Genomic DNA, 14,634 nt, shown 5'->3' with positions numbered 1-14,634 from the left:
TTTGTCAGGCAGGGCTGCCAGAGTGCACCCCCTGCCTAATCTAAAGTTTACAAGACTGCTTCTCTATTTTTATGATGGACTATCTTTTGGATCAGCTGTGCATTTTGAGCGGCACATTCTTTGTTTTTGAACATGTCAGCGTGCTGACCATAGCCTTGGTATTGTCGATAAGCGCCGGTCGTCGCAGCTTCCCAATTTTCCATCCAGTCTGGTATCGCAATTTGCTCTTCGGATTGGATGAAGTCAATGTCTGCTTGTATCTCTCCTTGGTTCACCCCCTTAACAAAAGTTTCATAGTAGGCCCTCGTTTTTTGAGCAAGCGCGTCTTGGATGAGCTCCGCTTGGGCTAGTTCACTTTGCTGCGACTGATGGACGATCGCTGCTATATCGTCATCAATGGATCGTCCTTCTAAATCACTTTCTCCTATTTTCTTATAGGAATCGATCATGATGACCTTTTCGACGGTCCGCCCTGCTTGTTCGAGCGATTGAACAAGCTCAAAGGCTAGGTAGCACCCGCCAGAGTATCCCATCAAAGTCAGCGGTCCTTCAGGCTGAAGGTGCTGGATATGCTGAACATATTGCGAAATTCGATGATCGGCTTCAATAAAGTCAAAGGCGATCAAACGAACACCATCAAGCGTTTTTGCGGCTTCCTGATAAATAAAGCCATAGCCTGGTAATGGCGGGAGAGCAAAGACTGTTGGCGTTTGAGATTCATTGAATACAAGATAGCCTGCGGCTTCCTGATCCTGCTGTTGAATATAACGGCTGATTGCTTCAATAGTAGGCGTCTCAAACAGCAAGTGAATGGGCACCTGAACATCGAATTCCTTCGACACCTTGGATAAAAGCGACATCGCTTTTAATGAATGCCCGCCAAGCTCAAAAAAATGGTCATCTGTGCTGATATCATCTCTTTCAAGCACTTCCCTCCACATCACAAGCAGCTTTTGTTCTACCTCATTTACTGGAAGCTTCACATGGCGGTTTCCTTGAGGCGCCTCTGGCTTTGGCAGCTGACGTTTATCAACCTTTCCATTTGGCGTAAGCGGCATTTTCTCAAGTCTGATCAGCTCATGAGGCTGCATGTAAGCCGGAAGTTTTTCCTTCAGCCCTGACTTGATCACATCGAGTTTGTCCTTCCACTCCTCCTCACACGTCATATAGGCGAGCAGCCTTGTATGCTGCGTGTTATGCTGATCAGCTATAAGGGCAGCTTGCTTTACGCCTGGATGCATGAGAAGGTGGGCTTCAATTTCTGTCAGCTCAATTCGATGACCGCGAATTTTCACCTGATCATCCACTCTGCCTGCATACTCAATCAAACCGTCTGCTCGAAAATAAGCCAAGTCTCCCGTACGATACAGCCTTTCTCCCGCAGCAAATGGATGGGCGATAAAGGCTTGTTTTGTCAGATCAGGACGATTCAAATACCCCTTCGCAAGCCCTTTTCCGCTCAGGCATAGTTCTCCGACCATTCCAATCGGCTGAAGCTGTCCGTGCGGGCTCAATATATAAGCACCCGTCTGGTTGAGCGGCTTTCCGATTGGAATCGAACGCGTCTCTACCGGCAGAGCCTCATCTACTGGATAATAGGTGGCGAAGACCGTTGATTCGGTTGGACCGTAGACATTGATCAGTCTGTCTTTCCCCATGACATCAAAGGCTTTCCTCACATGCTGTACCGATGCCCGCTCTCCTCCGAACAGCACCTTGCGCACACTGCGCATCCAGTCGGTTTCTTCATCAACGAGGAGATTAAATAATGCCGTCGGAACAAACATGACAGAAATGTTTTCCTTTTTAATCAACCCCGTCAGCTCGCCCATGTTTAAAATGGTCTCTTTTTTCGGCAAGACAAGCTTCGCTCCGTTTAAAAGTGCGCCATACACATCAAATGTAAAGCCATCAAATACGCTGTTGGATAGTGACAGCAGTGTATCTGTTTCTGAAATGGTTAAGTAGTTCGTATTTTTGACCACCCGGGCAATATTGGAATGGGTCGTCATGATGCCTTTTGGCTGACCTGTTGTACCAGATGTATACATGATGTAAGCCGTATCGTGTAAGCCTGCTTCTAGCAGAAGATTCTCTGAGCTCATCAGTGAAATTTCCTGATCATCCGCAAACAGATACGTTCCATCAAACGCAAGTGCCTTCGCCTGACCGATAAAGGATGAGTGAGTCAGAAGATGCGTTGCCCCGCTGTCTTTAAGCATGTATTGAATGCGGCTTTCTGGATAATCGGGATCAATTGGCACATAGATTGCGCCTGCTTTTAAGACAGCCAGCAGGCTGACAATAAGTTCAGGCGTGCGGTCGGCTAAAATGGCGATGACCGTTTGATGCGTGACCCCATTTTTTTGCAAATGCCTTGCCAATCGATTGGCTTGTTCATTCAGCTCCGCATATGTCATCGTGTGCTCACCTGCTGATAATGCCACTGCATTCGGCTGTTTGCGGACATTATGCTCAAACCATTTCGACAAATACAGCTGGTCATGCTCAAGCTCAGGCGCATTCCATTCCTCAAGAATCAGCTGCTTTTCCTGTTTCGTGACGAGTGTAAGTGTATGAACCGATTGATCAGGATGCTTGATCGCCTCGCTCATCAATAGACTCAGCTGCTCCTTTAACCGGTGGACAAATTGAGGATCAAATGCTTTTTGGTTAAAGGCCAGCTTCAATTGCAATTGTTCTCCTGGTGATGCCAGCAAATTGAGATCATAGTTCGATTTTTCATATACATTCATGTTTTCCACAGTAAACCCTAATCGCGCCTCTTGCTCGTCCTTCTTTGCGGCTGGGACGTTTTCAAACACGACAATATGATCAATGAGTGGCTGCTGACCTGTCTTTGCCTGAATATCATAAATCGGAATATATTGGTGCGGCTCGGCTGCAAGAGACTGCTGCTGAGTCTCTGATAGAAGAGAACGGAATGTCATGTCATCTGTCAGCTGAATTCTTCTTGGGATGACATTGATGAACAAGCCAACCATTCTGTCAACACCAGCCAAATCTGCCGGACGTCCCGACACAACCGTGCCAAACAACACATCATTTGAACGCTGATATCTGCTCAGCAGAATTGACCACACCGATTGAAGCACGCTGCTTAACGTGGCATTTTGCTGCAACGCTAACTCTGATAAAGCAGCCGTTTCTTCTTTGCTCATCGACCATTCCATTTCGCCTAATTCATGTTCATTCGTTTGTTTTCTCTGTTCTTTAAAGGTTGATTGTCCATCAAACCCGGCTAATGATTGCTGCCAGTATTGAAGTGATGCTTGTTTATCTTGTTTTTCCAGCCATTGAATATATTCTTTGTATGGTTTAACCGGTTCCAGCTTGTAAGGGATGTCATGCAAAAGTGCATGATAAATCGCAAATAACTCCTGCACCACAAGCCCAAAGCACCAGCCATCAAGGAGGATATGGTGATAGCTCCATATCCAGCGATAGCTGGCAGGGCCCGTTTGGAAAACGGATGCCCGCATGAGAGAATCCTTCGAGAGATCAAATCCTCTCAGCTGATCCTGTTGTTTAAATGTCTCAATACGTACAAGCTGGTCGTCTTCAGAAAGATCCTGCATGTCCACCACATCAAGCGTAAAAGGGCGTTTCTTCAGCACAACTTGGACAGGGCGCTTCACTTTTTCGTGGAGAAATACGGTACGAAAAATATCGTACCGCTCCACGATGACATTCATGCTTTTCTCAAGTAAGTCATGACGCAGTGTGCCCTTTACGTTCATATCCATTTGCTCTACATAAAATCCCTTTTCTTGATGATGGAGGGTATGAAACAGCATTCCTTCTTGCATCGGTGACAGATAATACATGTCTTGAACTTGATCCCTTTTAAATGAACTCATCTATTTCATCCTCCCTTCCCGTTTGTATGACTGATCTCGTGTTGTTAGGTCAATTTTTCCTCAAGCATGTCAAAAATGTCGTCCATTTCATCCATTTCAAGATCAGCCGCAGAGAAGTCACTTGGCGTAAATTCTCTTTCGTGCTGCGCTAAACAATGGGTAATGATGGATTGGATTTTTTCTTTCAACAATGCCATGAACTGCTGTATCGTTTGTTCTTCATATTCATCTGTACAATAGGAACACGACAACATGAATCGATTGTGTTGAACAAGACCACTGAGGTTCAGCTTATAGACAGCTTCTGAATCAGGGCTTGCTTGTCGTCCCATATCATAGGTGGACGGTCCAAAGAGTTCTGTCGTCACTTCCTGATCGATCTGCCCAAGATAGTTCAAGCTGATTTCAGGATGTACGTGCTGTCCTGACGGCTCAGTGGCTGTCATGTATTTCAAAATCCCGTAGCCAATTCCTTTATTTGGCACACGCCGCAGCATCTCTTTCGTTCCTTTAATAGCATCAGCTATGGTCTGATCCGGCTTTGCTTCAAGAACAACTGGATACATACTCGTAAACCAGCCAACCGTGCGGGAGACATCCAGCCCTGATAAAATATCCTCTCTTCCATGACCTTCAAGCTGCACATGTACATGGGACTTCCCTGTCCATTCCTGAACGGCAAGACCGAGAGCACATAGAAGAATATCGTTCATTTCCGTTGTATACGGTAGATGAATATCGGTTAAAAGATGCTCGGTTTCGGTTTCTGAAAGCTGCAACTGTACTGCTTTTGTTTGAGCAACTTTTCTTTTCGTTACTTCATGATCAACAGGTAAAGTGGTCAATGGCAGAGTGTCAATCTCTGTCCAGTACTCACTTTGGCTTTTTAACGGCTTGGACTGTGCGTATCGTTCGATTGCCTCTGCCCATTCTTTAAAGGAATGGGTTTTTGGCGGAAGAACAAGCGTTTGTCCTTGAGCTGCCTGCTGATAAAGAGACATAAAATCCTCTAGTAAAATTCGGCATGAAACACCGTCAATGACAAGATGGTGTGTCACGATGAGTAAGTGATCGCCATCTTTTGCACGGAAACAAATCACTTTCATGAGCGGACCTGTTTCGAGGTTCAGCTGACGCTGATACTCGTTGGCATATGTGGAAATGGCCTTTTTCACGTCGTGCTCTTTAGAGACATCATGAGAAATAATCGCAATCGATTCCCTGAGCTCCCGCTGATTGTATTGCAGAATGTCATCATGCTCCTGCCTGTATACCATACGCAGTGCATCATGATGTGAAAGTAATTTCTGCATCACTTGTTCTGTAATCGAAAGGTCAAATCCGTTTGGCGCATGAAGCATCATCGAGAGATTCCAATGGTGCTGGTCACTGAATGCTCGCTCAAAGAACCAGCGTTGAATTGGAGTCAACATGACTTCTCCTTCAACCGATGATTGGTCAGCTGTCAATTGATCGGCTTCTTCGATATATGGGCGCAGCTCCGCAATCGTTGGGTACTGGAATAATAGCTTCATATCGAGCTTCCAGCCCGCTTGCGTGAGTCTGCTTGCCATTTGGATGCCTTTAATTGAGTCTCCACCAAGGAAGAAGAAGTGGTCGTGAATGCCGACTTGGCTCACGCCAAGGACATCTGCCCAAATATCGCAAAGCAGTGTTTCAACTTCGTCTCTTGGCGCTTCGTATGCCGTTTGGTTTGCTTCCATATCAGGCGCTGGCAATGCTTTTAGATCGACTTTGCCATTTGCCGTCATCGGCAGTTGGTTAAGCTTGATGATGGATGATGGCACCATATAGTCTGGCAACGTTCGTTTTAGACTTTCTTTCAGGTCGGTCGTTTCTTCATCGGTGATGACATATGCCACAAGCGAATCTTGTTCGCTGGCATCTTTGACCGTTGTCACGACTGCTTCTTTGACTTCCGCCAGCGCAAGGAGCTGCGCCTCAACTTCTGACAGTTCAATACGGAAGCCTCGGATGTTGACCTGATGGTCTTTTCTGCCGAGGTAAATCAGCTCACCATCCTCTGTCCATTTCACCAAGTCGCCTGTACGGTACATGCGCTCGCCTGGATAAAATGGATCTGGGACAAATCGTTTCTCTGTTTCCTCTGGAAGATTCCAGTACCCTCTTGCCAGTCCTTTTCCTGCGATCACGAGCTCACCCGGTACGCCTGGCGGCGAGAGGTCGTATAACGAACCCATGATGTAGAAACGAGTATTGGCAATCGCTGTTCCGATCGGAAGTGTGCCTTGATCTGGGTTGATGATCCCGCTGGTCGCTACGACTGTGTTTTCTGTTGGGCCATAGTTATTGACGAGTTTATATGGAACAGGCTTTACCTGTTTCAGCTTGTCTCCGCCAGTCAGTAGGTAGCGCAGTGAATGATTGTCCATTGACATAAACTGCTCGCATAACTGGGTCGGCAGGAACGCAATGGTGATCCCTTTTTCATTGAAATACGTATTGAGCTTGATCATATCGAGACGAATCGCTTCATCGATGATGTGCAGCTCTGCGCCGGCGATCCATGACGGGAACATTTCCCAAATGGAGGCGTCAAAGCCAAAGCCGGCATATTTGGCGGTTCGATCCGCATTTGTCACTTGGAAGGCATCATTGTGCCAGAAAGCAAGATTGACAAGGGACTGGTGCTCGACCATGACACCCTTCGGCTGTCCAGTCGTTCCCGATGTGTAAATCATATAGGCGAGATCTGTTGGTTTCACATGTACCTGAATTTCTTGTGCTTCTCCTTCTACGGCATCTTCTATTTGCAGAACATGACCTGTGAAAGAAGTTGGTGCAGTCAGTCCTTTTTGCATCAGAAGCACCTCTGCCCCGCAGTCCTCTAGCATGTACGCAATACGCTGAGCCGGATAATCCGCATCAATTGGAACGAATGCCGCACCTGCCTTCAGGACGCCAAGGACGGCTACCGTCATGTCAAGCGATGGACGGGTGAGAATGCCGACGCGATCTCCGGGTTTTGTGCCAAGAGAGATCAATTTCTGAGCAACTACATTCGCCCGATTGTTCAGTTCCTCATATGTCCAGCTCGTTCCGCAGAATGTCGCCGCCTTTTGGTGAGGCGCTTTGTGCGCATTAGCTCCAATCAGTTCATGGATCGTTTGATCTGACGGGACGTCTAGGACAGGACCTGACCATTCATTGATCAGTTCTCGTTTTTCCTCTTCAGTTAAGATCGATAGCGCTGAAATTGGCTGATTGAGCTTAGCCAGCATTTCGTCTATGATTTGTTCAAAATATTGACTCCAACGCTGAATGGTCTTCTTTTTAAACAGTGCCGCTACATACTCAAAACGCAGGCCCACTTGGTCTTTTTCTTCAAATACACCGAGCGTTACATCAAATTTTGCTTGAACTGTTTCTTGCTGTTTTTGCGAAAGCTTGAGTCCATCCAGATCCGGTAACGTCAGGTCTCGGTCATCCGTTGTCAGCATGACACTAAACAATGGATTGCGGCTCGTGTCTTTCGGAAGATCTAACTGTGCCACCAATTCCTCAAACGGGAAATCTTGATGTTCATAGGCTGATAGGCTGCGATCTTTCATTTTTTCAAGCAATTGTGCTGTCGTTTCCTCCAGCTGCACTTCATGTCGAAGAGCCAGTGTATTCACAAACATGCCCGGAACCCGTTCCATTGAAGCATGCGTACGTCCTGCTGTCACAGCGCCTATAACGATATCTGTCTGCCCAGTTAATTTGGAAAGGAAAATGGCAAATGCCGTTTGCATGACCATGTTCAAGCTCACACCTTTTTCAGCCATGAGCGTTTTAATGGACTGCACCTTTTCAGCAGATAACCATCTATCGACTCGGTCTCCTTCAAATGACTGAACATGAGGGCGTGGAAAATCAAGTGGCAGCGCCAAATCTTCAGGCGGCTGAGCGTATTGCTCTAGCCAATATTGACGCTGTTTCTCGAGCAGCGCTTGCTGCTTTTCTTCCTGCTGCCATACCGCATAATCCTTGTAGTGCAGCTGAACTGGCGGTAATGTCTTTTTCTCATACAACTCTGCCAATTCTTGAATGAGCAGACTGCGTGTGACACCATCTGCGATGATATGGTGCATATCCATCATGAACACATATTCTTCATTAGAAAGCTTCGTCACCTTTGCCCTCATTAATGGTGCTTGATGTAATGAGAATGGGGTGATGAATGCGTCTATGACAGGCTGCTCATGACCTCTCTCTACTTCAACAACCTCTAACGTAAACGGCACTCGGCGATAGACTTTTTGAACTGGTACGCCGTCAATTTCTACAAAGGCTGTCCGCAATGATTCATGTCGTTCGATCAAGGCTTGCAGCGCTTCTTCTAGCAGCTTCACATCAAGGCTGCCTTCCATCATCAAAACAGCTGGCATATGGTAAGTAACTGCTTCTGGATGCAGCTGCTGTAACACATACATCCGCTTTTGAGCGGAAGATACAGGATAGAAATCTTGCTTCTCCGCCGGATGAATGGATGTGATGTCCGAAGAATCCACTTCTTCCAAATAGGCTGCCATCGACCGTATCGTTGGCTTTTCAAAAAGGACTTTAAGCGGCACATGCTTGTTCAGCTTGGCTTGTACCTTCGAAATGAGCACCATGCCCTTGAGAGAATGACCTCCCAATTCAAAGAAGTGATCATGAACACCTATTTGTTCAACCCCAAGTACTTCTGACCAAATGTCATACAGCGACTGCTCAAGTGCCGTTTCTGGTGCTACATGCACCGCGCGGTTCATATGCACCTCGTGCGGAAGCGGCAGAGACTTCGCATCTACCTTTCCGTTTTGTGTGAGCGGAATGTGGTCGACTTTGACAAAGTACGTTGGAATCATATAATCCGGCAGTGTCTCCGCAAGCTTTTCTCTAAACGTCAGTGTTCCAATTGGTTCAGGCGCTGCGTAATAGAGTGCAAGCTCCGGTAAACGGGACATGTGAATTACTTTGACATACACCTCTTGAATGGATAATCGTGCACGCGCGGCATGCTCAATTTCCTGTTTCTCAATACGATAACCGCGGATTTTCACTTGATCATCTATTCTTCCGAGAAACTCAATGTCTCCATTTGCATGCTGTCTGACCAAATCCCCTGTGCGATACATCCGCTCTTCAGGAAAATACGGATTTTCAAGGAAACGCTCTGCTGTTAATTCAGGCTGATTCAAATACCCTCTCGTTACGCCTTCCCCTGATATATAAAGCTCTCCAGGTGCGCCGTAAGGGACGAGGCGCTGCTGACGATTGAGTGCGAGCGCTCTTGTGTGAGCAATTGGCTGCCCGATCACAGAGCGATCCATCAAAGCGCCTAGCTCTTGCGGTGTGATCAGCTTGGTCACAGTCCCAATAGTTGTCTCTGTCGGGCCATAGTGGTTCATCACTGCCACACATGGGTGCTGCTCCATAAACGTTTCAACATCCTCAGAGACAATCGGTTCCCCTCCAAGTATCACAAGGCGTAAAGCATTAAATGCATGATCCTTCGAATCTGCCATCATATGAAATAAGGATGGTGTCATTTTGATATACGTCAGCTCTTGTTCATCAATCAAACGCATGAGACGCACCGGGTCTGTATACACATCTTCACGAGGCACATAGAGTGTCCCCCCTGCTTTTAAAACAGGGAAAATGCTTGTGTAACCGAGATCGTATGCATAAGAAGAAAGCAGTGCCGTTCGATCATATTCTTGCAATGTCACCTCATTTGTCAGCCAGTTGACGTAGTGTGATAGATTACGATGCGTGATCTGTACACCCTTCGGCTTCCCTGTTGTCCCAGATGTGTAAATCACATAAGCGAGCTGATCGGCTGAGCCTTCCGGCAGATCTAGCGAGCGGCTTTGCTGCACTGCTTTTTCAACCTGCACGACCTGAATCGACTTGTGATCTTGATAGGAACCTGCAAGAGACTCATTTGTCACGATCACTTGTGCACCTGAATCTTCTAATGTGTAACGGATACGTTCCGCAGGGAAGGCCGGATCAATTGGTACAAATGCACCACCTGCTTTCATCACACCAAGCATTGAGACGATGACATAGACAGAGCGGTCAAGAATCAGTGCTACAGTCTTTTCTTTCTCGACGCCTCGCACCTTCAGTTCACTGCCAAGCGCATTTGCCATGTCTTCCAGCTCGCGGTAAGTGAGCTTCCGTTGATCATCCATCACCGCAATGGCATCTGGTGTTTCCTTTACCTGACGCGAAAATTGGACATGGAAGGGCTCATGACGATTCGATTGCACTTCGTCTTTTTTCTCCAATCGCTCTATTTGCTCATGCTGATCAAGGATACGGAGCAAGCCGATCTGTTCATCCGGGTGTTGGACCGCTTCACGAATAATCGCTAGAAGATGAGTTCCGAACCTGCGGACCGTCTCTTCTTTAAATAATGCCGCAGCATAGTCAAAGCTCAGCTTTAATGCTCCCTCTCGTTCAAATGCTTCTAGAGACAAGTCAAATTTGACAGAGTGATGCTGAATGGCATAAGGCGAAATGTGCAGATCGCCGAGCTTTAGCGCCGGAACCTCCATGTTCTGCATGTTAAATGACACGCTAAAGAGCGGGCTTCGGGTTGTATCACGATCTAGCGGAAGGCGTGCAATTAACTCTTCCAGTGGATAGCTTTGATGAGCAAAAGCGTCAACACTCGTTTCTTTTATTTCTTCAAGCAGCTGTAAAAATGTTTTCGTTTGTTCTGGTTTTCCGCGCATCGCAACGGTGTTGATAAACATCCCCGGCATGTCCTGTATATCAGGATGTGTCCGTCCTGCAACAGGGGAACCAACAATGATATCTTCCTGGCCGCTATAAGTGGCAAGCAGCACTTGAAAAGCAGATAACAAGAACATGTACATGGTCGTATCTGTTTTCTGAAGCAATTCATGAATCCGCTGAGTCGTCGCTTGATCACAGCCAAACATGAATCGTTCCCCGGAAAAATCACGTTCCGCTGGACGCGGATAATCAGTTGGCAGCTCTAATACCGGCAAGTCCCCTTCGAATTGCTTCAACCAATATGCTTCATGCTCCTTCTGTTTCTCCGTCTCTTCTTCACTTAACTGCCAGACAGCGTAATCTTTATAATGAATGGCTCTTTCTGCAAGAGCTTCTCCATCATAGGCCTTCGCCAAATCTTGAATGAACGTCTTCATGGAGCTGCCATCTGTAATGAGATGATGTGCTTCCAAGACGAGAAGATGACGGTTCTCACTGACCTTCAACAACTGAGCTCGCAATAGAGGCGCAGCTGTTAAATCAAATGGTGTTTGACGTTCAGAAAGGAATGCCTCCGCCTCTTCTTCCTTGATGTCATGAACGGGAAGGTCAAATGCAGTCCATTCATTCACCCTTTGGACGATGTCTTCTCCATTTATATGAAAACTCGTTCTTAAGATTTCATGCGTTTGGATCAACTGATCAAACGCTGATCTGAACCGCTGATATTCGAGTGTCCCTTCAAGCGTTAAGACGATCGGAATATGATAATTCGTGCTGTCAGGTTCAAGTGTCTGCAAAATGTATAAACGGCGCTGGGCTGGTGATACCGGATATTCGTCCGCCTGCTCTGCTGGTAAGATGGGATGCCCCGTTTCTTCTTGACCATCCTGATCGACGTGCGCCGCTAATGAACGAATTGTCGGCTTCTCAAAAATCACTTGAATCGGTACTTCCTTTTGAAGCACCTCTTGAATTTTCGCGGACATCATCATTGCTTTGAGAGAGTGCCCGCCAGCCATGAAGAAATGTTCATCTACTCCTACCGTTTTCCCAAGGAGCTCCTCCCAAATTTGAGCAAGTGCCTTTTCCGTCTCCGTCTCAGGCGGAATGATTTCCTTTTCATCCCGATGCGCGTCCGGCTTTGGTAAAGCTTTTCGATCTACCTTCCCGTTCGACGTGAGCGTAAAAGCATCCAGCTTCATCACATGGTGCGGCACCATATAAGCTGGCAGCTCTTGATTGAATAAATCCCGCACCTCTTCTTCTGTCATCGTCCCTGTGAAGTAAGCAGTGATTTCCTTTTCATCTGAGGAAAACGAATGGACAAGCACAACCGCATCATCTATGCCCGCTTCTTGCTGAAGCACTGTTTCAATTTCACCAAGCTCAATACGGAAGCCTCGAATTTTCACCTGATCATCTGTCCGGCCGAGGAATTCGATCTGGCCATCCGCGCCATATCTAGCCAAATCTCCTGTTCGATACAAACGGCCTGACGGCTTAAAAGGATCTGCCATGAACACTTGATTGGTCAAATCTGGACGATGGAGATACCCTCTTGCGACACCATCTCCACCAACATACAGCTCTCCTGGCGCTCCAATTGGCTGCAATCTTTGATCATCATCTAAAATATAAGCTGACGAATGGTTGATCGGCTGGCCAATTGGGATCGGCCCCGTTTCATCTCCTCTTACTTCGTAAATGGTCGAGATGGTTGTATTTTCTGTTGGGCCATAGGCATTCAGTAAGACAAGTGCTGGATGATGCTGTTTCACAAGCTCCGCACTCTTCACATTGATGACGTCACCGCCTGTAATTAATGTGGTTAATCCTTTGAACATTTGCGGCCGCTGCTGAGCGAGCTGATTAAATAATCCAGTTGTTAAAAAGAGCGCCGTCAACTGATGTGTTTGGATAAATTGTTCGAATCGATGGATATCCAATAAAGTATCACGGTCAACAGGATAAAGCGTCGCCCCATTTAGCAGCGTGGTAAATATCTCAAAGGTAATAGCATCAAAGCTAACGGCCCCTGTATGCGCCATACGATCCGACTGGGTCAAGCCTAATTTCTCCTGAGAGCAAGCCAATCTCACAATATGCTGATGCTCAATTTGAACCCCTTTTGGCTGTCCAGTTGATCCTGATGTATACATGATATACGCCAATTGAGATGGAGACGTCCGGGCTGATAAATCCACGTGTGAGTGATGAGGCTTACTCGTCACATGTACAGCCTTGATATGTTCATCAACTGGCGGCTGATTGTCAGCATGAAGCAAAATGGATGCGCCGCTGTCTTCAAGCATCCATCGGATTCTCTCCTCAGGCTGGGAAGGATCAATCGGCACATAAGCAGCCCCTGCGTGCAGAACTGCTAAAATGGCGATCACCGCATCTGTTGATCGGTTCATATACACCGCGACAGCATCCCCCGGCTGTACGCCGTTTTCAACAAGACTGCCGGCTAAACGACGGATTTCTTGTCCAAGCTCCCCGTACGTGAATGTTCGATCGCCTTCAACTAATGCCAGATAGTCAGGCTGCGCCTTCATACGTTCATTAAGCAGCTCAGGAATAGACAGATGCTTCGGATAATCTCGCTCTGTCTGATTCCACGCTTCAATCTGCTGCTTCTCCTCTTCTGTGATACATGTCACATCATGAAGGCGTACATCAGGGTTCTGGATGATTTGCTTCATGAGATTGGTCAGATGTTTTGATATGTTTTCAATGATCTTTTCTTCAAAAGCTATGGCGTTGTATTTGATTTTCAATGTCCACGTTTCACCTGGATACACAAGGACATTTAGGTCGAAATTCGTTTGTTCAAATCCGTCCTTTACATCAATGGAAAAACCAAGCCGTGCAGACATGGTATCACCAGACAGCTCCTGATCTAAAGGATAGTTCTCAAACCCAACCAAATGATCAAAGAGCTGCCCTCCAGCAGCTGTCTTTTGCTGAATGTCATAAAGCGGCATAAAATCATAGTTTTCCGCTTCCAGTGCATGCTGCTGAACCTTTTGAAACAACTGTTTGAACGTCTGCCCCTGATCCAATGTCACCCGAACGGGTATCGTATTGATAAACAGCCCTGCCATGCGCTCAATCCCAGATACACTAGGAGGTCTGCCCGATACAACGGTTCCGAATGTCACATCATCTGCTGCATGATAGGTGCCTAAAAGAACGGACCAGACCGCTTGGAACAAGTTCGGTGCCGTCACTTGGCTTTGTCTTGCCACATCTTGAATGGCTTGTACCGTATGAGCATCCCATGTAAACGTCCATTCCTGATGGTCGTATTGTCCGTTCGATTCTTTTTGCTGCAGCAGTCCTTGATGTTGAACAGCGCCATCTAGACGCTTCTTCCAATAGCTTTCCGCTTCTTGTTTATTTTGCTTTCCAAGCCAATGGATATAATCTGCATAAGGCTTACCCTGTGAGCGATCCGGCGTTCGACCGTTCCGATAAGATTCATAGTAATGAAACAGTTTTTTCATTAAAACACCCATGGACCAACCGTCCATGATGATGTGATGGTTGCTCCAAATCAGATGCCAATTTGTTTCATTTAGTTGAAAAACAGCGACCTTCAATAATAGATCATTCGTTAAGTGAAATCCTTGCTTTCTCACTTGCTTTTTATATTGACCCAATACCTTTTGCTGCTCTTGATGATTCAGATGAGATAGATTCTCTCGATACACATCTAGATGACGTTCAGCCAGTACAACCTGACGAGGCTTTTGCAATTGTTGATAGACAAAGGCTGTACGGAGAATGTCATATGTCCGTATGAGCTCATTGAGACTTTTTTCAAAAAGAGCGAGATCAAACTCTCCGCTTATTCCAAGCTCAAGCTGTGTGAAATAAGAGGAGGAATTAGGATCTAGCATGGCATGATACAGCATGCCCTCCTGCATGGGTGTTAAAGGATATACCTTTTGAATCTTCTGCTTGCTCATAAGTCCACCTCTTCGTT

The 14,634-nt window shown here is 46.6% G+C and carries 2 protein-coding genes; both read right to left on the bottom strand.

Annotated features, from left to right (window positions below):
• Positions 1-47: 47 nt before the first annotated feature.
• Positions 48-3,881, bottom strand: a complete 3,834-nt coding sequence (locus C6348_RS12840; protein ID WP_106043403.1) for a non-ribosomal peptide synthetase — start codon at positions 3,879-3,881, stop codon at positions 48-50.
• Between the two features lie 44 nt (positions 3,882-3,925).
• Positions 3,926-14,617, bottom strand: a complete 10,692-nt coding sequence (locus tag C6348_RS12835) for a non-ribosomal peptide synthetase (RefSeq protein WP_106043401.1) — start codon at positions 14,615-14,617, stop codon at positions 3,926-3,928.
• Positions 14,618-14,634: the final 17 nt, after the last annotated feature.

Origin of the sequence: Bacillus sp. YBWC18, from assembly GCF_002998775.1 — a bacterium.
Taxonomy (GTDB): Bacteria; Bacillota; Bacilli; order Bacillales; family Bacillaceae; genus Bacillus.
This window is presented reverse-complemented; position numbering and strand designations above follow the sequence as displayed.

What these genes read in the sequence shown, in the direction of transcription:
- C6348_RS12840 (WP_106043403.1), bottom strand. Translation starts at nt 3,881, where the DNA reads ATGAGTTCATTTAAAAGGGATCAAGTTCAAGACATGTATTATCTGTCA.
- C6348_RS12835 (WP_106043401.1), bottom strand. Translation starts at nt 14,617, where the DNA reads ATGAGCAAGCAGAAGATTCAAAAGGTATATCCTTTAACACCCATGCAG.